Consider the following 23,753-nt stretch of genomic DNA (forward strand, 5'->3'; position numbering starts at 1 on the left):
GCCGTAGAACGTCGTGCCAGTTCGCGAATGCCCTGCGCGAGCCGTGGTTTCACCACTCCGACAGCGATCGGCGTAACCATGCCGAAAGGACGACCACGTCAGGCGTGAAACCAGCGCTCCAGGACGGTCGCGACGCCGTCCTCGAGTACGTGGTCGGTGACCTCGTTTGCGAGGCTCCGCACCTCTGCGGGGGCATTCGCCATCGCCACGGAATGCGCTGCCCAACGGAGCATCTCGCGGTCGTTGTAGCCGTCGCCGATGGCCAGGGTCGCCTCGTGCGGAATGCCGAGGGATGTGCGCAGCCGCTCCAGCGCCCAGCCCTTGGACACACCCCGGCGGCAGACGGTCAGCCACGGGCCGAACTCACCATGTACCCAGCTCGCTCCCGGCACCTGGAGGGTGCGCAGCGCACGGAGCATCTCCGCCAGCGAACCGTCGGGCCACCAGCCGTTCAGCCGCGGGGTGGGTTCGCTGCTCAACGCGTGATGGTCGACGAGCAGGTACTCCCCGATCGAGAATTCGCCCGGACTGATGCCGGTGGCCCAGGTTCCGATCCCGACCTTCTCCACGGCGAAGATCATTTCCGGGAACAGCGCACGCAACGCGGTGACGGCCGGTGCTGGGTCGAAGGTCTGCACTGCGACCGGCTCGCCCTTCGCCACGTCGATGTGCACCGCCCCGTTCGAGCACAGCGCGTGGCCTTCGTTCAGCCCGAGCTCGGTGAGCACGGAACGCGTCGTCAGCAGGGTGCGCCCGGTTGTCACCACGACATGCGCGCCTGCCTCGACGGCCCCGCGCACCGCAGCGATCACGCGCGTACTGACCGGCGTCCCGGTGTCCAGCAGCGTCCCATCCACGTCCAGCGCGATCAGCTGGGGTCCCCCGGATACCACCAGCCCATTGTGCCTCCGTAGCCCCGCACTCGTCAGCCGATCAACAGCACCGAGATCTCCACTTGCGCCCGAGGATTCGGCGCCGACACAGCCAGGGGCTAACGACCGCGAGCTCCACTCCCGCCGGAACCCCCGACGCCACCGGACGAAGAACCGCCGGACGTCGGCCCTCCGCCCGAGCCGAAACGGCCCGCGGAACCACCGGGAGACGAAGCGCCCGACGAGTTTCCGGCCGGCGACCCACCACTGGAAGACGGACGCCCAGAGCCACCACCCGACGTAGAGCCACCGGTCGACGCACCCCCTGGATAAGCACCGGAGGACGCACCACCGGACCCCCCACCCACGCCAGGACGCCCCGCCGCACCACCGGAAGACGAAGTCCCCGACGAGTTTCCGGCCGACGACCCGTCACCGGAAGAAGGACGCCCAGAGCCACCGGTCGACGCACCCCCTGGATGACCACCGGAGGACGCACCACCCGACGCCCCACCCGCGCCAGGACGCCCCGCCGCACCACCGGAAGACGAAGTCCCCGACGAGTTTCCGGCCGACGACCCGTCACCGGAAGAAGGACGCCCAGAGCCACCGGTCGACGCACCCCCTGTGGAACCACCTGACGACGCACCCGCGGGACTACCAGCAGAACTGTCCGAGGAGGAACCGCCTGTCGAGGAACCTCCGGAGGCGGTGCCGCCGGAGGCACTGTTGCCCGAAGACGCTGCGCCGGTAGAGGTTCCATCAGCCGTTTCCGGCGACGTGCCACCGGTCGAAGCGCCAGAGGAGGCGTCGCCCGGTGAGGTCGTGCCGGAGGAGTGGCCCTGGTTTCCACCATGCGTTCCGGATGTCGGAGTGTCGGACACACCCCCGGTGGAGGGAGCGTCGGTCGAATGGCCCGGCGTTGTCGCGCCGGGAACGGTCGGGTTGGACCCGGGATTCGGGACCGGAGGTCTCGAACCTGGCTGGGGCGCTGGCGCGGTCGCGCCTGGTGCCGGGACCGGCACCCCCGCAGACGGTGCGGTAGACGTCTCGGTACCCGCCGCGGGCGGCTGAGCAGGCACGGGCGGCTGATCGGGGACTTTGGGGACGCGGTGGACGAAAGGACCGAACGGCAGCGGGTTCACGAAGTAGGCCGGGTTGGAGTATGTCCCGCCTCGGGATCCCTCCGGCCCGCAGCAGGTTCGAGGTTCCCGATGCGAGCCGCTCGGAGAGTTGGACATCGAAGGGCCATACGTCGTGCTACGAGGAGCCGGCTTGATGAACCGGCTGTACGCGGAGGTTCGCGGTGAAAGGAACGAGGGCATCACCTGCCCTGAGTTCCATCGCACGGGGGCGGCCATCCGGGACCATGCCTCGGCGGCCTCGCCCCGCGCGTCGTACAGCAGGGCGTCGGTCGGCGCGTCGATATCCGGTAAGCGGTCGAGCATCGGCGACAGCTCAGGCACCGTGGGACCGCCGAAAACGGTGACGGCCGACATGGCGACCGCCGAAACCACAGCGGCGCTGGAGAACACGGCTACGCGCGGCGTGACGACCCGACCGCCAGATGCGCCGAGTGCCATGGTCCGCGCCGCCATGAGGGCCGCGCCTGCTGCGACAGTCTGCCCGGGGTCGGCCGAAATCACCACGGGTCGGCCGAGTTCGGCGAGCGTGCGCGCCACTTCGGCGGGCCGGGACGCACCACCGACCAGGAGGACACGACCGATGTCGGACATCGTGATCCCTGCCTCCCGGACGCAGGCACGGACCACCTCGAGCGAGTCGTACACATGTGCGGTGCGCAGCCCGTCGATGTCGACGATCGACGTCATCGACAAGCCCGCGGACCGGGGCGTGACGGTCGGGGCGTACCGCGCGATCATCGATCCCAGCGGCCTGCCACCGAAATCGTAGGAGCGTACCGGCTTTCCGATCATCGGATGGTTGTCCCAATCCGGGCCGACACGCACGACGGTCACGTCGAGGCTGGTGCCACCGAGGTCGTAGACCAGGACGAAGCTCGACTCCAGGGGGCCGTACTCATGTTCCAACCATTCGGCCGCCGCCACCGGTTCGGGCACCAGCAGCACGTCGCCGCCCCCGGATAGGTCCAGCGCCTGGCGTAGCAGCGCGACCTGCTTGTCGGAATAGCTTGCCGGATAGGTCGCTATGACGCCGGACGCACATGCGCCGGGCTCGGCCGCGCGCAGTTCGTTCACCACCGCGGCGACGAGGTTGGCGGGCGACCAGATGCGGCCCCCTACGATCACGGGATCCGGGTCGCGGCTCAGATCGGCGAAATCCTTGACCGCCACGGTGAATTGGGGAACTCCGCCGATCCGGAGTCCACCCGCGCTGTCGAACGTCACGGCGGTGCGCCGCGAACGCACCACGGGACGAGTGCGCTCTCCGGTGACCGAAGCCGTCACGGAGTTCACTGCACCGATGCTGAAACCCAGACCTGTGGTCATCTGCTATCCCGTCAACGCACCGTGACCACGTCCATCACATAGCCTAACCATGTGGCCGCGGTCGTCTTCCAAACAGCGACTACAGGTTAGCCGCTTCGGGTCAATACGTATGCGTAATTGATATGCAGCGTTTCGCCGATCGCCATGGTCGTTCAAACCACCAGGTAGAAGCATCGAAGATCATGCGTTCAGCACCCTGGACACGTCAATTCGACTGCGCGCCGCACGTTTCCGCTACCTTACAGCGATTGAGATATCGCACCCCCAACCAAACCGAAGGACGGCTTTCCCGCCTCGAACCACACCGCATGATCAACACCTACCGGTCGGTAGCCAAATCATTGCCGACGCTGGGGATTTCGTGAAACGGCCGCGCCGGAGCAATTAATTGACACGTCAAACTCGAAGTCCGATATACGCCAGCCCCGGCCGCTTCCGCCAGCTTTACTCGACAGCGCGACCCACCGCACGAGGTGAGATCGCGCGAATGGAAAGGGAGTGGAGAGATGGGAACACGGTTCGCCGAGCAGGTCGTCCTGATCACCGGCGCCAGCTCGGGGGTGGGCAAGGCGGTGGCGATGCGGGTCGCGAGCGAAGGCGCTGCGGTCGTGCTCGGCGCGCGTGGCAAGGACGCGGGCGAACAGGTGGCCGCCGACATCCGCGTGGCCGGTGGCCGGGCGCTGTTCGTTCCGACCGATGTCACGGTGGAGCAGGACGTGGCGCGTCTGACCCAGGCGGCGCTGTCCGAATACGGCCGTCTGGACGCGGCATTCAACAATGCGGGCGCCGTGCACGCGTTCGGGCCGATCGAAGAGATCGAGGAGCCGGGCTGGCGCGCCGACCTGGAGCTCAACCTCACCAGTGTGTACTACGGCCTGCGGCACCAGGTTCCCGCGCTGGTCGCCTCTGGCGGCGGGGCGATCCTGAACAACGCGTCGAATCTCGGTGTGGTCGGAATGGGCTCGGTGGCGCCGTATGTGGCGGCCAAGCACGGCGTGGTCGGGCTGACCAGGGCGGCGGCGCTGGAGGCTGCCGACAAGGGCATTCGGGTCAACGCACTGGTGTCCGGGGCGGTGGACACACCGGCGTTCCGGAATTCGATGGGTGCGACGCCAGAAGGTGTGGCGACCATCGCCGCGCTGCACCCGCTGGGCCGGATCAGTACGCCGGAGGAGATCGCGTCGTTCTGCGCGTACCTGCTCAGCCGCGAGGCGAGCTTCGTCACCGGTGCGGCGCTGGCCGTCGACGGCGGGTTCACCGCGCGCTGACCATCCGGGTTCGGTCGCCGCGAGCGCCGAAGGGCCGGACACCTGGTCCACGCCCTCATCACGGGGGCCGGTGTCCGAAACAGCGGACGCTCGAAGCGAAATACCACGATGTGGGACCTCGAAGTACCGGCGGTGGCGGTACCTCGAGGCGGACTTCGGTCAGCTGCGGGTCAGCAGACGGCGGATGCGGCTCGGGCGAGCGATGACTGCCCCGACGGCGCGGACCGCGGGCCTGCGCCGACGCACCAGGCGGTCGAACTCCGCCGCGGTGCCTGCGGGTTCGGGCAGCCGACCGGCGTTGAAGTCCGCGGCGAGCTGCCGCACCGTCTCCTGTGCGCAGGACTTGTTGGTGCCGATGAAGCCGGTGGGACCGCGCTTGATCCAGCCGGTGACGTAACTTCCCGGCAGCACCGCGCCGCCTACGCGGTCCAGCACCCGCCCGTCCTGGTTCGGAATCACGCCCGCGCTCTCGTCGAACGGCAGACCTGGCACCGGAACGCCGCGGTAGCCGACCGAGGTGAGCACCAGGCCCGCGTCGAACCGATCGGACTCCCCCGTCGCGACCGCGCGGACGCGTCCGTCCCGATCGATGACGAGGTCGGTGCGGCCGACCTCGATGCCGGTCACCCGGTCGGTGCCGAGGATCGCGATGGGCGCGGACAGGTACCGGAACACGATCCGCTTGCGCCTGCCGCCCGGGCGGGTGCGCAGGCCGCGCAGCAGCCACAGCTTCTGTTCGACCTGATAGGGCAGCTCCGGATCGAACTCGGGTAGCTCGCCCTCGATCACGACGTCCGCATCGGAACCGAGCAGTCCGACGAATTCCGGCACGGTGAACGCGGATTCGAGCGGACCGCGGCGGCCGAGCACGACCACCTCCTCGAGCTTGCTCTCCCGCAACGCGCGCAGCGCATACGGGGCGATGTCGGTGTCGGCCAGCATGTCGGGGTCGCTGGTCAGAATGCGCGCCACGTCCAAGGCGACGTTGCCGTTGCCGACGATCACCGCACGCTGCCCGGACAAGTCGAAGACACGGGCGGTGTGATCGGGATGCCCGTTGTACCAGGCGACGAAGTCGGTGGCCGGCACGCTGCCTGCCAGCCGTTCACCCGGGATGCCGAGCTTGCGGTCCGACGACGCACCTACCGCGTAGATCACTGCGTGGAAGTGGTTGAGCAGTTCGGCAGGCGAAATGTGCGCCCCGATCTCGACATTCAGGTACGATCCGAACCCCGGCTGCGCCGAGATCACGTCGAACAGTTCGCTGACCTTGCGGGTCTTCTCGTGGTCGGGCGCGACGCCGTGCCTGGCGAGCCCGTAGGGCACCGGCAGCCGGTCGAACACGGTTACCGACACATCCAGCTGGGTCAGCAACTCGTCGGCCGCATACATCGCCGACGGCCCGGAGCCGACGATCGCTACGCGGAGCGGCTGCCGGTCGGTATGAATCTCCGCCGCGGGCACCGGCCGCGCCAGCAGCGGGCGCGGGCGCGTCTGCCGGTAGAAATCCGCGTTGATCTCGATGAACGGCTTCTGTTCCTCGGTCAGCTTCTTCGATGACACGATGGCGTCGACCGGGCACGCAGTGGCACAGGCGCCGCAGTCGACGCACGCCTTGGGGTCCACGTACAGCATCTCCGCCGTCAGAAAGTCCGGTTCGTCGGGTGTGGGATGGATGCAGTTGACCGGGCAGGCGTAGACGCAGGACGCGTCGCTGCAACAGGACTGGGTGACGACGTACGGCATGGTCGGCTCAGGCGGCCTTGCTCGCGGCGCGCCGCGGCTCGGAGCGGTACCGGGTGGTGTGGCCATCTATCTGGAGCAGCTTCCAGACCGCCTTGGAGACCGGGTTGATCAGTCCGATGTCCTTGGCCAGGGTGCGCACATCGCAGAAGTAGTCACTGAAGACCTGTTTGGCCTCCTCGGACCCGTAGAAGAGCTCCTTGCGAACCTTCTCCGGGATCTCGAACTTCTCGAAGAACGACCGCGGCGGGGTCACGATGGCGCGGCCGAGGATCCACATGACGATCGGCATGGCCAGCGACAGCACGAACTTCTGGCCCGGCTTCGCCTGGGGCACATGGTTCTTCAGGAACTCGTGCGCAAAGGAGATGTGCCGCGCCTCTTCCGCCACGTGGATGGCCATGACCCCGCGCATGATCGGGTGCACCTCTTCGCCCGAGCGCAGGATCTGCTTCTGGATATGGTCGATCGGCTCCTCGCCGGCCAGTACGGCCATGAAGAACAGGTTCGGGAACCAAGCCGCCACCGGCGCGCCCACGTACTTGAACTTGCTGACCAGCGGACCCATCCCGGGAACGTCCAGTCCGATCCGGTTGACCATCTCCTGGAACATCAGCGTGTGGTTGTGCTCCTCGATCATCTCGTGGGAGCAGTACCGGAACTCCGGCGAGCCGTTGGGCAGGCCGAAGTTGTGGATGACCATGCCGCTGATCAGAATCGACTCGAACTGCAGGCCGACCTTGGCGATATTGGACTGCCGATACTTGCCGACCGCGATCTTCGCTTCGGTCGGCAGCGCCTGGTACCAGGGGTGGCGGCCGAGCGTATCGGCGGACACGGGCAGAATCCAGCGATCTTCACCGGCGTCGGCGGCGAAGTCGGGGTTGTCCCAGTCGATGTCCTCGAACGGGTCGAAGTGCTTGTCGACCGATCCCTCGGAGAGCAGCAGCAGCTTCGCGGCGTACTCCTGCGCCTTCGCCAGATCGGGATCGACTGTGGGCGTCACGGCTGTGGACATCGTCGTCACTGCCTCTCCTCGGTGGGACCTTTACCTGTATCCCATAGTTACACCAACGGAGAGTTACGTCAACCCAGCAGTCGCTAGGGTGATCCGGCGATGCCCGCCCTCATCGCGGGCATCGCCAGACAGCCCGCTTACCGCACCCCCACCTGCGACAATCCCACGATCACTCCGTCACTGGGCACGACGGACAGACCTACACCGACCAGCGACAGCGCCGTTACGACGGCACCCCTGGCCAACCGGCGTTTGGCCCGACCCGACAAGAGCAGGGCACGGGCGGCCGCGGGACGACCGGCGCCCCGGCGGCGGCCGCCTCGACGCTGGTCGGCCGATGCCCCGGCCTCTGCCTCGGCGTCCGCCTCTGCCTCGGCCGCCGCCGTGCGCCCGATGATCGCGGCGCCGTCGGCGATGGTGCGCTCTGGGTCCGGCGCGGTGATCACCGGCCTGGCCAGCTCGTCCGCGAGCACTTGTGCCACCTCGACCGGCCGGGCCGCACCGCCGACCACGAGGACGCGGTCGACGTCTGCCATGGTGACGTCCGCGGTCCGCAGGCAGCGGTAGACGAGTTCGAGGGATTTCTTGATATGCGCCGAACGCAGTTCGTCGACATCGGCGACCGACTCCGTTATCGAGGACGAGGGCAGACCGTGTCCGGCCCCGGCGCGTTCGGCACACCGCGCCCCGAACGCGCGTCCACCGAACTCGGTGGAGCGCAACGACTCACCGACGATCGGATTACACGGACGACCCACGCCGACCCGGACCAGCGTGACGTCGAGGCCGGCGCCGCCGAGGTCGTAGACCAGGGCGAGGCCGGGCATGAGCGGGCCGCGATCGGCCTCGAGCCAGGTTGCCGCCGCGACGGGTTCGGCGACCAAGGCCACCTGGGTGAGGTCCGCGGCGTCCAACGCGGCGCGTAGCTCCCCTACCTGCTCATCGGTATAGCGGGCCGGATGGGTCAGCGCGATACCGACACCGGCGCCACGCGACGGATGATCGTGCAGCGCCTCGCGGATCACGCACTCGGCGACCGTCGCGACGAGATTCGCCGGCGAGAGCGTACGGCGCCCGACCCGCGCCCGGATGGTCGAGCGCTGGGTGAGGTCGGCGAATTCGGTGATCGCGCGACCGTGCCGGGGAATCATGCCGACCCTGGCCACTCCGGTGCTGTAGAAGCTCAGCGTGGTGCGGCGGGTAATCGCCTGCGGGCGCAGCCTTTTGCGCGGCCCCGGCGGAGCCTTGGCCGAACCTTCCTCCGCCAGAGCGGAAACCGTGTTCACCGTACCGATGCTCAAACCGAGACCAACCGCCATCGCAATCCACCTGATCGCCGTGCCGATTTGCTTCGAACGCCGTCCAGGCAACCACTCCGCGATCTTCGTGCCAACCCCGGACAACCGATTGTCCGCATGCCGCCTGTTCCGACCCGAGCCGCACAACTCGACCCATCGTTCGACCCATCCGCGCGCCACTTACCACACAGGCCGACCGGTCGGGTTTCCTTGCGGCACGCGGGGTTCAGCGCGGCAAACCCATAGTTTGCCAACAAGGGGACAGCACTGCATCAATTTCGCGGTGATACCTTCTTAACTGCGACAACTGATCAGATTGGATGGAAGCGAACAATTTGCTGAACTGGACCGGCGCATCAATTCCGGCACGATGCCGCGTCGACTAGGAAACCGTGCCCGGCGCGATTCCCGGCCGCGAAAGGTAGCCGTCCCCGGCAATTTCAGCGCGGCAGGAGCCTTCCGTCCATGCCGGTGCGAGACAGTATCGGCCGAGAAATCAGAGGGCTCAGCTACATTCCAGCTGCCAAACGACATGCGGCGCGTCGAGAACGACGCGCCGATGGCCGAATTGGCGCCGACCGCTAATGCGTAGGCAGTTCCGGGATACGGGTGGCGCGGGCGTAGACCGTCTCGCCGTCCGACAGCCGCAACGCCTCCGCGTCACCGCGGGTGACCTGCGCGGCGAACAGGTCGCCGGTCGCGGCATTACGCAGTTCGACACGCACCTCGAAACCGAGATGGACCACGCGCTCCACCGTCGCCCTCGTGACGCCCGCCGATTCCGCGGTGCCTTCGTGTTCGGCGAGCGCCATGCTCGGGTCGCGGCCGACGCGAATGTCGTGCGGGCGCACCAGATGTCCGTTCAGCCGGGCCACCGCGCCGAGGAAGGACATGACGAACTCGTTGGCGGGACGGTCGTACACATCCTCCGGGCTGCCGATCTGCTCGATGCGGCCCTTGTTCATCACCGCGATCCGGTCGGCGACGTCGAGCGCCTCCTCCTGGTCGTGCGTGACCAGCACCGTAGTCACATGGACTTCCTCGTGCAGGCGGCGCAGCCAGGTCCGCAGGTCGGCGCGGACCTTGGCGTCCAGCGCACCGAACGGCTCGTCCAGCAGCAACACCTGCGGGTCGACGGCCAGCGCGCGGGCCAGCGCCATGCGCTGCCGCTGCCCTCCCGACAACTGCGCCGGGTAGCGGTGCTGGAAGCCGTCCAGCCCGACGATGCCGAGCAGTTCGTCGACGCGCTTGCTGATCTCGCCCTTGGGGCGCTTGCGGATCTTCAGGCCGAACGCCACATTGTCGCGTACCGTCATGTGCTTGAACGCCGCGTAATGCTGGAATACGAAGCCGATGTCGCGCTTCTGCGGCGCCACCCGGGTGACGTCGCGGCCCGCGATGGTGACCACGCCGGAGTCCAGCGATTCGAGCCCGGCGATCGAGCGTAGCAGCGTCGACTTGCCCGAGCCGGAGGGGCCGAGCAGTGCGGTCAGCTCACCGGACGGGATGTCGATGGTGACATCGTCGAGGGCCGCGAACGAGCCGTAGTTCTTCTTCGCGTTGGTCACGGTGATCACTTGGTGCCCCGCTTACGTTCGAGGAGGGTCATCAGCAGAAGGCTGACAAGAGCAATGCCCATCAGCAAGGTCGCGGCGGCGTAGGCGCCGAAGGTGTTGTGGTCGTTGATGTATCGCCCGTGCACGAGCAGTGTCAACGTCTGCGACTTGCCGGGAAGGGCGGAGGACACCATGATCACCGCGCCGAACTCCCCGAGCGCGCGAGCCACCGTGAGCACCACACCGTAGGTGAGCCCCCACCGGATTGCGGGCAAGGTGATCCGCCAGAACGTCTGCCATCGAGACGCACCGAGGGTGGCCGCGGCCTGCTCTTGGTCGTCGCCGATCTCGTGGAGCACCGGCTCGACCTCGCGCACCACGAACGGCAGCGTGACGAATATGGTGGCGATTACCATGCCAGGCAAGTTGAAGATCACCTGGAGGCCCAGGTCTTCGAGCCCGCCGAACCAGCCGCCCGCGCCCCACAGCAGGATCAGCGACACGCCGACCACCACCGGCGAGACCGCGAACGGCAGGTCCACGATGCCCTGGACCAGGCTACGGCCGGGGAACTTTCCGCGGACCAGCGCGATCGCGGTGACGATGCCGAAGACGACGTTCACCGGAACGACGATCGCCACGACGAGGATCGACAGCTGGAAGGCCGAGATAGCCGCGGGCGTGCTGATCGAGTCGACGAACGCGCCGACGCCCCGCTCGAAGGTGCGCCACAGAATGATGATCAACGGCAGAAGCAGCAGCACGAACAGATAGCCCAGCGCCACCGTCCGGAGTGAGATGCGGGTCGGTGCGGACAGTTTCATCGGGCGGCCTGCTCTTTGCGCGCGGCGCGTTCGGCGAGTAGCCGCAACACCAGCAGCGTCGCGAACGAGATGACCAGCAGCGCGACCGAGACGGCCGCCGCATTCACCGGCCGGTCGATCTCGATCTGCTTCTGGATGTACTGCGAAGCCATCTCCGTCTTGCGCGGAATGGCGCCGCCGATCAGGACCACCGACCCGTATTCGCCGATCGCGCGGGCGAAGGCCAAGCCGCCGCCGCTGATGATCGCGGGCGCCAGCGTAGGCAGCACGATCCGGCGGAAGGTGGTCCAGTTGTCCGCGCCGAGCGAGAGCGCGGCCTGCTCGACCTCGAGGTCGGCTTCGATGAGCACCGGCTGCACCGAACGCACCACGAACGGCAGGGTGACGAACGCCAATGCCACGACCAGACCGGGCTGCGTGGCGTTGAGGTGGATATCGATCGGGCTCTGCGGCCCATACAGCGATAGCAGCACGATGCTCGCCACGATGGTCGGTAGCGCGAACGGTAGATCGATCAACGTGTTGACGATGCCTTTACCGGGGAACTCGTCGCGGACCAGCACCCAGGCGATCAGCGTGCCCATCACCACGTTGATCAGTCCCACCACCACCGACACCAGCACGGTGATACGGAGCGAGTCCAGCGCGGCGGGCGCGGTGACCGCATCCCAGAAGCCGGACCAGCCGTCCTCGAAGCTGGTCACGGTGAGCGCGGCCAGGGGCAGCAGCACGATGATGCTGAGCCACAGCACCGCGGTGGCGATGCCGAGCGGACCCACCGAGCCGGTCACCCGCAGCCACGACCAATTCCAGCGTCCGGGCCGGCGCGCGGAACCGGTCTCGGCGGCGGAGCCGCCGGGACCGGCCAGCACGGTCCCGGCGTTACTGCTGTCAGTCACGATGGTTCAGTTTCCCGTGTCCGAAACGACCGGTTACTTGGTCGCTTTGTCGTAGATCACCGCGACGGAGCCGGTGTTCGGGGTGAACAGCTCCTTGTCCACGGTCTTCCAGCCACCGAGGTCGGCGATCGTCCACAGCTTCTGGGGTGTCGGAAAGTCCTTGGCGTAGTCGGCGGCCACCGTCGGGTCGACCGGCCGGAAACCGGCCGCGGCCCATGCCTTCTGCCCCTCGGTGGTGAACAGGAAGTCGCGGAAGGCGACGGCCTTCTCCTGGTTCTTGCTGTTCTTCAGCACCGCGACCGGGTTTTCGATCTTGAAGGTGACCGGCGGGACGGTGTGCTCGATCGGGTCGCCGTTACGCTCGGAGAAGATCGCCTCGTTCTCGTAGCTCAGCAGCACGTCACCGGTGCCCTGCAGGAAGGTCTCGGTCGCCTCGCGGCCCGACTTCGGCTGCACCTTCACGTGCTCGTTGGAGATCAGCTGGCTCAGATAGTCCAGGCCCGCCTGCGGGTTCTTGCCGCCGTCGCTCTTGGCCGCGTACGGCGCGAGCAAATTCCACTTGGCCGAACCGGAGCTGAACGGGTTCGGTGTGACCACTTCCACACCCGGCTTCAGCAGGTCGTCCCAATCTTTGATGCCCTTCGGGTTGCCCTTGCGGACCACGATCGCGACGACCGAGCCGAACGGAATCCCCTTGGTGGCGTCGGCATTCCAGCTCGTGTCCACCAGGCCGGCGTCGACGAGGCGGGTGATGTCGGGCTCGACGGAGAAGTTCACGATGTCGGCTTGGGCGCCGTCCTTCACCTTGCGGGACTGGTCGCCCGAAGCACCGTAGGACTGCTGGATCTGGATGCCTTTACCCTGCTCGGTCTTGTTGAACTCGGGAATCACTTTGTCGAAGCCAGGCTTCGGCACCGCGTAGGCATAGAGATTCAGGGTGCCACCGCTGCCGTCGCCGCCGCCTCCCCCGGCCGAGTCGCTGGCTCCACCGCCGCACGCGGTGAGCGCGACCGCCGCGAGCGCAGTGAGTGCGACCGCGCCGTAGCGTCGGCGCGAAGAGAGCCAGGATTTGCGAGACATCGGAGTTGGCCTTTCCTGCGGACCGCCATTTGCCCGGTAGTAGTCATCGGTGGCGGAGACATTGCGGTAATCAGTAGACCTGTCGCCCGTGTAATGGCGATGGCGCGATCGTCGGCCGAGTCGGCCGCCGGGGGTTCGGGTACGTCTGCGGAAAGGTTGCGCGCCAGTCTACGGGGCAGGGAGACACAGAAGGACCCGGGTTCCGATCAACGACAGAGAATGTCCGCGACCGCGAGATCCCCGACAGCGATCAACGCCAATTCATGGCGGACCGGCGGGACGGAACTCGAAGACACGGGCAGACTGTAGCAGAGCACGGCGTCTGAGTTCGAATCATAGAGTCTCGACATAAAGGGGGTTCATCCCATGACTGCCAGCCCAGACCGGGTCCGCACCCGGTTCCCCGGCATCAGCACGCGCGCATGGGAACATCCCGCGGACCGCACCGCTCTGGTGACGCTGCGCTCGCTGTCCGGGTTCGACGTCGTGCTGCGGACGCTGTCGGGTTTGCTACGGGAGCGCCAGCACCGGCTGCTGTACCTGGCCACTGCGGTCCGGGTGGACGAGCGCCAATTCCGCACAGTGCACCACCTCCGCCAGGACTGCATGGAGATCCTCGATGCCCGCACGACGCCAGAGCTGTTCGTGCTACAGAGCCCGCAGGTGAACGCCTTCACCATCGGAATGGACCAGCCGTTCACCGTGCTGACGACCGGACTGATCGACCTGATGGACACCGAGGAACTTCGCTTCGTGGTCGGACATGAGCTCGGGCACGCGCTGTCCGGGCACGCGGTGTACCGCACCATGCTGATGCACCTGCTGCGGATCACGGCGAGCGTCGGATGGATGCCGGTGGGTGGGTGGGCGCTGCGCGCCATTGTCGCGGCGCTGATGGAGTGGAGCCGCAAGTCCGAGCTGTCCGGCGACCGCGCCGGACTGCTGTGCGGCCAGGACGTCGACGCCTCGGTGCGGGTGCACATGAAGACGGCGGGCGGCACCTGGATCGAAGAGATGAATCATGGGGCGTTCCTGGCCCAGGCCGACGACTACGAGCGGTCCGGCGACCTGCGCGACGGGGTGCTCAAACTGCTCAATCTGGAATTGCAGAGCCACCCGTTCTCCGTCCTGCGCGCCGCCGAGCTGCGGCGCTGGATTCAGAGCGGCGACTACGACCGCGTGCTTACCGGCGACTATCCCCGCCGCGAGCAGGACAAGAACACCCGGATCGGCGACGAGATGAAGGAGGCGGCTCGCGCCTACAAGGCGAATTTCGACCAGTCGGAGGACCCGCTGATCCGGACCGTGCGCACCCTCGGCAGGGATGTCGGCTCGGCGGCGACCACGGTCGCACACGAAGTCGGCGACACGGTCTCGAAGCTCGGCAAGCGGTTCAACGACTGGCGGACGGGTGAGAATTAACCTGCGCTCAGCGGGTGAACAACCAGACCACGACGACGAGCACGAGCAGAGCGACCAGCGCGAGCTGGACCCGGGATCGAGGCATCAACGCGCCCCGCTCTGCACGGGCTGACGGTTCTCGGCGGCGACGACCAGCTCGGGTTCCTCGACGGCCGAACGGGACCTCATCGCGGGCGGCGCCGTCAAGGCGGCGTTCCTGCGGTCGAGCATGCGCAGCACGGAGCGCAGAATGCGGTCCAGCCCGTAGGCGATAGCGAAACTGATCGGAACCATGCCCACGAGAACCACAAGGAACTGCGGAATGAACGGCAGTCCCGCGACCCACAGCTCGAAGCCGTCCCACCAACCTGCGATGCGATGCACGGCTCCAGCCTAGTAGGTCCGCCCAGGTGCGCTTCAAGACCGACCGCCCCGGGACCGACAAGACGCCGTAGCAGTGGACGACAGGCACGGATCGGTCCGAAGATGGGGTATGGCGTCCTCCGATGATCTCACCGTCGACGAACCGTACGACCTGCCGGTGCCGAGTTCGTTGATCGAAACACGGCGCTACCGCGCCTATCCCCCGATCGACGACTACGCCTTCTTGTCCGACTGCGAAACCTGCTGTCTGGTCGCCAGCAACGGCGCGGTCGAATGGATGTGCGTGCCACGCCCGGATTCGCCGAGCGTCTTCGGCGCGATGCTGGACCGCAGCGCCGGGCACTTCCGGATCGGACCTTACGGCGTCAGCGTGCCCGCCGCCCGCCGCTACCTGCCCGGCGGGATGATCCTGGAGACCACCTGGCAGACCGACACCGGATGGCTGATCGTGCGCGACGCGCTGGCGCTCGGGCCGTGGCACAACAACGACCAGCGCAGCAAGACGCACCGGCGCACGCCGATGGACTGGGATGCCGAGCACTTGTTGCTGCGCACGGTGAAATGCGTGAGCGGCACGGTAGAGCTCGAGATGAGCTGCGAGCCCGCATTCGAGTACCACCGCGCCACCGCCCGCTGGGAATACACCGGCAAGGTGTACGAGGAGGCGACTGCGGTCCGCAGCGATGACCCGAGCGCTGGCCCGAACCTGGTACTCACCACCGATCTACGCCTCGGCCTGGAGGGTCGGGAGGCCCGTGCTCGCACCAGGATGAAGGAGGGCGATGAGGTCTTCGTCGCCCTGACCTGGTCGGAGCTGCCCGCGCCGCGTACCTTCGAGGACGCCGCGCAGCGGATGTGGCAGACCACCGAGTGTTGGCGCCAGTGGATCACGCTCGGCAACTTCCCGGATCATCCGTGGCGTGACTACTTACAACGCAGCGCACTCACACTCAAGGGCCTCACCTACGCTCCGACCGGAGCGCTGCTAGCGGCGGCGACCACCTCGCTACCGGAAACACCTTGCGGACAACGCAATTGGGACTACCGCTATACCTGGGTGCGGGACGCCAGCTTCGCACTGTGGGGCCTGTACACGTTAGGCCTCGACCGCGAGGCCGACGACTTCTTCGCCTTCCTCAACGACGCGACCACCGGCGATAACGGCGAACCCGTCCCCCTGCAGGTGCTCTACGGCATCGGCGGCGAGCGCGATATCACCGAGAGCATCCTCGACCACCTCGGCGGTTACGACCAGGCCCGGCCCGTGCGAATCGGCAACGGCGCCTACAACCAGGACCAGCACGACATCTGGGGCACCATGCTCGACGCGGTGTACCTGCACGTGAAGTCGCGCCAGCAGGTACCGGAGACCTTGTGGCCGTTGCTGGTTCGCCAGGTGCACGCGGCTATCGCGCACTGGAAGGAACCCGACCGCGGCATCTGGGAGATCCGCGGCGAACCGCAGCACTTCACATCCTCCAAGGTGATGTGCTGGGTGGCGCTCGACCGCGGCGCGAAACTCGCCGAGCTGCACGGCCAGTACGAGCACGCCACCGAGTGGTACACCATCGCCGAGGAGATCAAGGACGACATCCTCGCCAACGGCGTGAACTCCGAAGGCGTGTTCACCCAGACCTACGGCGGCGACACCCTGGACGCCTCGCTGCTGTTGGTGGTACTCACCCGCTTCCTGCCATCGGACGATCACCGGGTGCATGCCACGGTGCTGTCCATCGCCGATCGGCTCACCGAGAACGGCTTGGTGCTGCGGTATCGGACCGAGACCACCGACGACGGATTGACCGGCGCGGAAGGAACTTTCACGATCTGCTCGTTCTGGCTGGTGTCCGCGCTGGTCGAGATCGGCGAACTCCAGCGGGCCAGGCATCTGTGCGAGCGACTGCTGGGCTTCGCCAGCCCGCTGCGCCTCTACGCCGAGGAGATCGATCCGCGCAGCGGCCGCCACCTCGGCAATTTCCCACAGGCGTTCACCCACCTGGCGCTGATCAACGCCCTGACCCACGTGATCAGGGCCGAGGAATCCCGGCACGCGGGCCAATTCCAGCCCGCGCACTCGCCAACCGGCCATCCGGTCTGACCGACGTCTCCGGCCAATGGCTGCTTACTCGGCGACGAGGCCGTCGGCTTCCGCGCGAAGGGCGCGTAGCTTGCGGAGTCGCGCGTCGAGGTCGGCGATTCGTTCCTCCCTGCGATCGCCGTACTTCCCGTAGGCCTCCTCTGCGACACGCAACGCCTCGTCCGCGCGGCGCGATGCCTCCGTCGCGATGTCGGTGAAGTAGTCGCGCAACACCCGCTGCATACCGCGCAAGCGGTTGCGCGACTCCTTTCCGACCTGGAAGATCACGTCGTCCATCAGCCGAGCGACCGCGACCTTGGCCTCGGCGCGCCTGCGCAGCTTGCGGTTCTTGCGGTCGTCCCACAGCGCGTTGACGCCGAGCAGCACGCCCGCGCCCGCCGAGTACCAGTTCACCAGCGACATGCCGAGCAGGCTGGTGGCGAGACCGACCATCAGGATGCCACCGTATGAACCACGCAAACCGGTCAGGAACTGCTGGGTGACACCGGCTTTCGCGCTCTCCAGCGGTTCCAGGGGCTGCACGTGTTGGAGCACCTCGTCCGGGTCGGCCAGGCGCAGGTCGAGCAGTGGCGCGGCGTGGTGGTCGGCCGGGAACTTCGCGGCCACCTGCTCACTCAGCTCCATGGAGCGGTAGTGCGCCACGGCGAAATTTTCCTCGACCGCTGCGCAGACCCGTGCGTCCAGGTCGGCGCCGAAGTCCCGCCACCGGCGAGCCGGATCGGACTTGGCGATCTCGGCCTCGGCGTCGCGGATCAAGCTGCGCAGTCGATGGCGCAGATCGTGCTCGATATCGGCTATGAGCTCGGTGCTGCCGTCGACCAGGGCGACCTGCCAGTTCGCCGTGCGCTGCCGCAGCTGATCGGCCTCGTCCCGCGCACGGACGAGCTGACCGGTGATCTCGGCCCTGCGACGGGTATCGCGTAGCGCCTCGGACTCGGTGCGCAATGTCACCGCGAGGTGGTCGCCGACCAGTCGGATGTCCTGTACCGCTGCTTCCAGCGCGACCGCGTCGGCGCGTGCGACCACATAGTCGCGCAGGTGGTCGATCAGTTGGGGCACACCGGATTCGATGTCGCGCTGGTGGTCGGCGGACATCCCGGCCTGCCGGTGCATCGCCGCCGAGACCGGCGCCACCGCGAAACCCAGCCCTGCCTCGTCGAGCAGTTCCCGGTTCCGCTGCTGGATGTGCGACCAGTTCGGGGACACGTCGATCTTGTTCAGCACACACACCACGGTGGGGCAGATCCGCTGGATGCGCTGCAGCTGGGCGATCTGCTCCATGGTCAGCTCCGCGCCCGCGTTGCCGACGTAGAGCACGGCGTCGGCGGCGGCGATCATCGACCAGGTGGTGCGGTTGTCGCCCAGCGCGCCCGGCGCGTCCATGACTACGACCCCGTCGGCGAGCAGCGGGCTCGGATGGGTGAACTCGGCCCGCACGACACCCTGGGCGGCCAGCGCCGGGCCGGGATCGAGCGGATCGACCGCCTGGCGCTCGGTGCGGCCCAGCTCGGTCTGACGTACCAGCGTAGCGGTCGCCTCCGGACCGTACTCGACGATCACCGGGACGCTCAGATCACTGTTCGTCGCGCTGACCGACGCGCCGACCAGGCCGTTGACCAGCGTGCTCATGCCGTTCTTCGGCTCGCCGACGACCACGAGCCGTACTCGCGGATCGGTCACCCTGGCGTGGACCATGCTCAGCCGACTGCCGAGGTCGTCACGTCCGGCGAATCTGGCCGTCTCCCGCAGTTCGTCGAGTATTCGGATGAGCGGGGCCATCGCGTCCGGATGTTTCACGGTCGCGGCCTTCAGCCCGGCAGCGGCAGACAACCCTCTTCCTTACTCTCGGTGACTCTTGATCGATATACCCCCTGCGAATACTCCGCAGTCGTCCAATCTTTCGGGCCGCTACATGAGCGGGAAGTCCAGCCCGCTGAACACCATGTGGTGCGTCTCGGTCATGGTCGTCTCCGGGAGCAGTGCACCGGACAGGCTGCCGCCTGAGACCATGGCGAGCAACGAGTGGTCGGCAAACATGTGATCGGCGATCGGGAACGGGGCGACACCGGGGTCGGCGGAATGGTCGACCGCGAGCGGCGCGGAGATCCCGTGCGGCTTGGGGTCGATCACCGGTGGCTTGACCGGCGCAGGCACGTGGGTCGGCGCGGGAGCGATGTGGGTGGGCGCGACCGGGCTGGGCGGATCGATGTCGACCGTGGGCGGGTGGGCCGGCGCACTGTAGGTCGGCGCGACGGTCGGCTGCTCCGGCGCGGAGTACGTGGGCTCGGACGGACGCGACGCGGTCGGCACGTCGTCGGTCGGCAGTTCGTTGGTCGGCAGGTCGCTGGTCGGCTGGGTGCTGTGCGAGGTACCCGCCCCAGTGCTCGGAAGGCTGGTGCCACCCGGGGTCGTCGCGTCGTCGTCCGGTATGGACGTCGGGTGCACCGGGGTGTTGGTAACCGTCGCGCCAGGCTTGGTAATCGTCACGTCCGGACCGGTGACACCGCCGTTCGGCATCGTGGTGGTGCCCGCGGCCGGGGGTTTGGTGATGTCGTAGTCCGGCGTTTTCGGCACGGACGGGATGGTCGGCGTCGTGACGTGGCCAGAGATGACCGGCGTCGGCGTGGTCTTGATGATCGTCATCGGCGTGGTCACCGTCGTGATGGGTGACTGGGTCGGGTCGGACGGATGCGAATCGGTCACCGGCGCGGGCTTCACCACGGGAGCCGGCCGCACCGCGTCGAACAACGCGGGGACGGCCGCGGCCGGAGCCGTCAGCACCGACGAACCCTCCGGCGCGGCAAGCACATTCGCGATCGGTGTGGAGGCGGCGTCTGGCTGGATGGTGGTCTGCAACGGGGTGACCGCGACGACCGGAGCGACGGCGGACGCGGCCTGGGCCGGGGCCACTGCGGCGGGGCCGACGGACGCGGTGGGCGCACCCGACGCCGCCGGAGCGGGCCCGGCGGCGATCGGCATCGAGATCGCCAGCGGCTGGGCGACCGGCTGCGCCGCCGCGGTCAGCGCCGACGACTGCCCGGCGGTGGGCATCGTGACGCCACCGGCGAGACCAGGATTGCCATGCCCCGGCGACTGCGCCTCGGTGAGCGCGCGGCCGGTGCCGTCCGGCACGCGCATGCCTTCGGACAACCAGTCGGTGTACTCGTCGAGCTGGTCCCCCACGTGGCCGACCGCGACATCGACCTCCACTTCCGAGGTGAAATAGGCAGCGTTCGGGCCGAGCCCGAATTCGGCCGACCACTGCGTGCCGATGAAAACCCCGAGCCCGTCGCCTCCCGCGCCGATACCGTCGAACGGATCTGCCGCTGTCGGCGTCGCACCGAGGCCGTTGCTGCCCGGCAGGTCGAAGATCGTGGAGCCGGGTGCGACGAAGCCGTTCGCGCCTGGAAGGCCGAAGCCGTGCCCGGCCTGACCGAGCCCGTGGCCGGGCAGACCGAAGCCGTGGCCGCCGGGAAAGTCGACATCACCGGACGATTCGGTACGGGCGGAGCCAGGCGTCGACCGTTCGTCGGAGACAACGCCGCCCGTTCCGGCGATCGGCAGCGCGGCGTGGTGACCGGCGACGCCGGGTATGCCCGACACACCAGGGATACCCGGGATACCTGACATACCCGGCACGCCAGGGATACCCGGCACACCAGGGATACCCGACATACCGGGCGCACCGGGGATACCTGGCATCCCGGGCACGCCAGGGATACCCGGCACAGGAGAGATGCCCGGCACACCAGGGATACCGCCCAGCCCGGGGATACCGGCACCGGAGGATCCGGGCAGCTGCATTCCGTGCCCGCCATCATCGGCGCCCAGCGGGGTGGGCACCACGCCCGCATCGGTTCCGCTGTACTCGCTGTCGAACGTGTGCAGCGGAGCGGTACCGGTACCGCCGACGTTCACGTCGACATGAACGTCAACGTGCAGTGTGAAGCCCGATGCAACCCCGCCTTGCGCGACCGGGGCGATCGGTGGATGTGGCGGCGTGAACGGCGCGGGCTCCACCACGGGGTCCGGGAAGGTGATCACCGGGCTCGGCTCGTCGGGATCGGGATCACCGTTGTGCGCCCAGCCGGTGTTCCAGCTGTCGAGCCGGGACGCGCCCGGCTCTGCGGGAACACCACCGCCGTTCGCGGCCACGAGAGCGCCGCCCGTGACGTACGCGCCCGCGCGCGCGACCCGCGCGACGCCGGTTGCCACATGATAGGCGGTGTCACCCGCGCGTTCGGCCGCTTCGGTGTCGTCGTCGAAGGGCAGATCACGCGTCATAGAAACTCCGCTCTCGGGTGTCCAGCATCCTCACCGCGCCGGACCGACCAAGTGAAGATCACCTAACAGTATTTCGGGAATATTCGCCTGTCACATTCTTGAGGACTGTAGAGAATACGACTGTTGCGAGCAAGACGACCTTGCCATCTGCGATATCAGGAACGAAAGCCCTATTTCGGGTGGCTTTACAGACTGGACGCAGTCTCGGAACGAAGCGTCGTAACCCATTAACGGGCGCCTGCGGCGCCGCCCGACAGTTCACACTGGAACCTGCGCCGCCGACGCCGACCACCGGCCCGGCCGCATACCGCGCGCGGCGGGTGATCCACACCGCGCGCGGCGTCGGCTTCGGACTCCGGGAGCAGGACGTCAACAAGAAAGCCCGCTCAGGGCCGACGCTTGCGCATGCGCCTACGCGCGCCGGGCTAGCGCTACTTTTTGTCCTTCGGTTTGTCCGAGGCGGCATCCGAAGACAGCGCGGCCACGAAGGCTTCCTGCGGGACATCGACGCGGCCGATCGTCTTCATCCGCTTCTTGCCTTCCTTCTGCTTCTCCAGCAGCTTGCGCTTCCGGCTGATATCACCGCCGTAGCACTTCGCGAGCACGTCCTTCCGGATGGCCCGGATATTCTCGCGCGCAATGATCTTCGAGCCGATCGCGGCCTGGATCGGCACCTCGAACTGCTGGCGTGGGATCAGCTCGCGCAGCTTCGTGGTCATCTTGTGGCCGTAGGCCTGGGCGGCATCCTTGTGCACGATCGCGCTGAACGCGTCCACCGCCTCGCCCTGCAACAGGATGTCCACCTTCACCAGTTGCGACTCCTGCTCGCCTGCCTCTTCGTAATCGAGACTCGCGTACCCGCGGGTGCGCGACTTCAGTGAGTCGAAGAAGTCGAAGATGATCTCGGCCATCGGCATGGTGTAGCGCAGTTCGACACGGGTCTCGGACAGGTAGTCCATGCCGCCGAGCTCGCCGCGGCGAGACTGGCACAGCTCCATGATCGAGCCGATGAACTCGCTCGGGGAGATGATGGTGCACTTCACAATCGGCTCGTAGACGTTGCGCACCTTGCCTTCCGGCCAGTACGACGGATTGGTGACAACCTGCTCGGCACCGTCTTCCATCTCCACCCGGTACACCACGTTCGGTGCGGTCGAGATCAGGTCCAGGTCGAATTCGCGCTGCAACCGCTCGCGGGTGATCTCCATGTGCAGCAGTCCGAGGAAGCCGCAGCGGAAGCCGAACCCGAGCGCGACCGATGTCTCCGGGGTATAGGTCAGCGCGGCGTCGTTGAGCTGGAGCTTCTCCAGAGCGTCACGCAGGTCCGGGTAGTCGGAGCCGTCCACCGGGTAGAGGCCCGAGTAGACCATCGGGCGCGGCTCGCGGTAGCCGGTGAGCGGTTCGGTCGCGCCGCCGCGCGCGGCGGTCACCGTGTCACCGACCTTCGACTGACGCACGTCCTTCACGCCGGTGATCAGGTAGCCGACCTCGCCGACGCCGAGCCCCTGAGTCGGCTTGGGCTCCGGCGAGACGATGCCGATCTCCAACAGCTCGTGCGTGGCGCCGGTGGACATCATCTTGATCTTCTCGCGCGGGGTCAGCTTGCCGTCCACCACGCGGACGTAGGTGACCACGCCGCGGTAGGTGTCGTAGACCGAGTCGAAGATCATCGCGCGGGCAGGCGCGTCGGCGGCGCCGACCGGCGGCGGCACCTGCGCGATCACCTGGTCGAGCAGATCGGCCACGCCCTCGCCGGTCTTGCCGGACACGCGCAGCACGTCCGACGGCTCGCAACCCACGATGTGCGCCAGCTCGGCGGCATAGCGCTCCGGATCGGCGGCGGGCAGGTCGATCTTGTTCAGCACCGGGATGATCGTCAGATCCTTGTCCAGCGCCAGGTACAGGTTGGCCAGCGTCTGCGCCTCGATGCCCTGCGCGGCGTCGACCAGCAGGATCGCCCCCTCACATGCCTCCAGCGCACGCGACACCTCATAGGTGAAGTCCACGTGGCCGGGCGTGTCGATGAGATGCAGCACGAAGTCGGTGCCCGCGCTCTCCCCCGTTCGGGGCTGCCAGGGCAGCCGCACGTTCTGGGCCTTGATCGTGATGCCGCGTTCACGCTCGATATCCATCCGGTCCAGATACTGGGCGCGCATCTGCCGCTCCTCGACCACACCGGTCAGTTGCAGCATCCGGTCGGCCAGCGTCGACTTGCCGTGGTCGATGTGCGCGATGATGCAGAAGTTCCGGATCCGGGTGGGATCGGTGAAAGTCGTGTCGGCGAAGCTGGCGGGCACTCCACTCCTCATGGGTATCGGCAAACTGCCGTCCATCGTCCCATGAGCAGTACGAAGGCTCCGCCAGTGGTGCTCTGTCTGATTGGCAGCGCCTGCGGCGCTGCGCGTTCGCGGCCCCCTCTCGGCTCGCGTCCGAGCGGGCGAGACTCGCGACTGCGTCGCATGCGCTTCGCCCGCTCGGACGCGAGCCGGGCCGCGCACGGTGCTCGTAAGACTCGCACCCGTCGGGGCTGAGAATTCCGCGGCTTGCCCCGGGTTTA

17 protein-coding genes are annotated in these 23,753 nt (G+C 67.5%); 3 read left to right on the forward strand and 14 right to left on the reverse strand.

Annotation, left to right across the window (positions count from 1 at the left end):
- Positions 1-98 precede the first annotated feature (98 nt).
- Both AB4Z47_RS03370 and AB4Z47_RS03375 read right to left on the reverse strand, forming a co-directional pair.
- On the reverse strand, positions 99-893 hold the full coding sequence (locus tag AB4Z47_RS03370) for an HAD family hydrolase (RefSeq protein WP_441947694.1): 795 nt from the start codon (positions 891-893) through the stop codon (positions 99-101).
- A 98-nt stretch (positions 894-991) separates the two neighbouring features.
- Entirely contained in the window at positions 992-3,343 is a 2,352-nt protein-coding gene (locus AB4Z47_RS03375; protein ID WP_441947695.1) for an Hsp70 family protein, read from the reverse strand.
- A gap of 506 nt (positions 3,344-3,849) precedes the next feature.
- On the opposite strand from AB4Z47_RS03375, the gene AB4Z47_RS03380 reads away from it, so the two are divergent.
- Positions 3,850-4,611, forward strand: coding sequence for an SDR family NAD(P)-dependent oxidoreductase (locus AB4Z47_RS03380; RefSeq protein WP_441947696.1), 762 nt, complete (start codon positions 3,850-3,852; stop codon positions 4,609-4,611).
- A gap of 159 nt (positions 4,612-4,770) precedes the next feature.
- On the opposite strand, the gene AB4Z47_RS03385 is transcribed toward AB4Z47_RS03380, so the two are convergent.
- The 8 genes from AB4Z47_RS03385 to AB4Z47_RS03420 all read right to left on the reverse strand — a co-directional run bounded on the left by AB4Z47_RS03385 (position 4,771) and on the right by AB4Z47_RS03420 (position 13,325).
- Positions 4,771-6,357 carry an FAD-dependent oxidoreductase gene (locus AB4Z47_RS03385; RefSeq protein ID WP_441947697.1) on the reverse strand — a complete coding sequence of 529 codons (1,587 nt, stop codon included), beginning with the start codon at positions 6,355-6,357 and terminating at the stop codon, positions 4,771-4,773.
- Positions 6,358-6,364: 7 nt separating this feature from the next.
- Positions 6,365-7,372, reverse strand: coding sequence for an AurF N-oxygenase family protein (locus AB4Z47_RS03390; protein ID WP_441947760.1), 1,008 nt, complete (start codon positions 7,370-7,372; stop codon positions 6,365-6,367).
- Positions 7,373-7,509: 137 nt separating this feature from the next.
- Positions 7,510-8,658 carry an Hsp70 family protein gene (locus AB4Z47_RS03395; protein WP_441947698.1) on the reverse strand — a complete coding sequence of 383 codons (1,149 nt, stop codon included), beginning with the start codon at positions 8,656-8,658 and terminating at the stop codon, positions 7,510-7,512.
- 593 nt (positions 8,659-9,251) lie between these two features.
- On the reverse strand, positions 9,252-10,247 hold the full coding sequence (locus AB4Z47_RS03400) for a sulfate/molybdate ABC transporter ATP-binding protein (protein ID WP_441947699.1): 996 nt from the start codon (positions 10,245-10,247) through the stop codon (positions 9,252-9,254).
- Positions 10,244-11,050, reverse strand: a complete 807-nt coding sequence (gene cysW / locus AB4Z47_RS03405; protein ID WP_441947700.1) for a sulfate ABC transporter permease subunit CysW — start codon at positions 11,048-11,050, stop codon at positions 10,244-10,246. The genes AB4Z47_RS03400 and cysW overlap by 4 nt, the downstream gene beginning before the upstream one ends.
- A complete protein-coding gene (cysT, locus tag AB4Z47_RS03410; RefSeq protein WP_441947762.1) occupies positions 11,047-11,847 on the reverse strand; it encodes a sulfate ABC transporter permease subunit CysT in 801 nt (266 codons plus the stop codon). The genes cysW and cysT overlap by 4 nt, the downstream gene beginning before the upstream one ends.
- A gap of 135 nt (positions 11,848-11,982) precedes the next feature.
- The gene (locus AB4Z47_RS03415; RefSeq protein ID WP_441947701.1) at positions 11,983-13,029 is read right to left on the reverse strand and encodes a sulfate ABC transporter substrate-binding protein; all 1,047 of its coding nucleotides are present in this window, start codon (positions 13,027-13,029) and stop codon (positions 11,983-11,985) included.
- A 206-nt stretch (positions 13,030-13,235) separates the two neighbouring features.
- Positions 13,236-13,325, reverse strand: a complete 90-nt coding sequence (locus tag AB4Z47_RS03420) for an Ms4533A family Cys-rich leader peptide (protein ID WP_441947702.1) — start codon at positions 13,323-13,325, stop codon at positions 13,236-13,238.
- A gap of 70 nt (positions 13,326-13,395) precedes the next feature.
- Here AB4Z47_RS03420 and AB4Z47_RS03425 point away from each other — a divergent pair, with 70 nt between their 5' ends.
- Entirely contained in the window at positions 13,396-14,451 is a 1,056-nt protein-coding gene (locus AB4Z47_RS03425) for a M48 family metallopeptidase (protein WP_441947704.1), read from the forward strand.
- A gap of 84 nt (positions 14,452-14,535) precedes the next feature.
- Here AB4Z47_RS03425 and AB4Z47_RS03430 read toward each other — a convergent pair whose 3' ends face one another.
- Positions 14,536-14,814 (reverse strand): hypothetical protein, encoded by a 279-nt coding sequence (locus AB4Z47_RS03430; protein WP_441947706.1) that lies wholly within the window; start codon positions 14,812-14,814, stop codon positions 14,536-14,538.
- A 109-nt stretch (positions 14,815-14,923) separates the two neighbouring features.
- On the opposite strand from AB4Z47_RS03430, the gene AB4Z47_RS03435 reads away from it, so the two are divergent.
- On the forward strand, positions 14,924-16,912 hold the full coding sequence (locus tag AB4Z47_RS03435; protein ID WP_441947707.1) for a glycoside hydrolase family 15 protein: 1,989 nt from the start codon (positions 14,924-14,926) through the stop codon (positions 16,910-16,912).
- A gap of 24 nt (positions 16,913-16,936) precedes the next feature.
- Here the strand turns inward: AB4Z47_RS03435 and AB4Z47_RS03440 are convergent, their stop codons facing one another.
- From AB4Z47_RS03440 to lepA, 3 genes are all read right to left on the reverse strand, one after another.
- Positions 16,937-18,742, reverse strand: coding sequence for a hypothetical protein (locus AB4Z47_RS03440; RefSeq protein ID WP_441947709.1), 1,806 nt, complete (start codon positions 18,740-18,742; stop codon positions 16,937-16,939).
- Positions 18,743-18,820: 78 nt separating this feature from the next.
- A complete protein-coding gene (locus AB4Z47_RS03445) occupies positions 18,821-21,196 on the reverse strand; it encodes a hypothetical protein (RefSeq protein WP_441947710.1) in 2,376 nt (791 codons plus the stop codon).
- A gap of 431 nt (positions 21,197-21,627) precedes the next feature.
- Positions 21,628-23,529 (reverse strand): translation elongation factor 4, encoded by a 1,902-nt coding sequence (lepA, locus tag AB4Z47_RS03450; protein WP_441947712.1) that lies wholly within the window; start codon positions 23,527-23,529, stop codon positions 21,628-21,630.
- Between the last annotated feature and the right edge of the window lie 224 nt (positions 23,530-23,753).

It is taken from the genome of Nocardia sp. 2TAF39, from assembly GCF_052114905.1.
In the GTDB taxonomy this organism is placed as follows: domain Bacteria; phylum Actinomycetota; class Actinomycetes; order Mycobacteriales; family Mycobacteriaceae; genus Nocardia.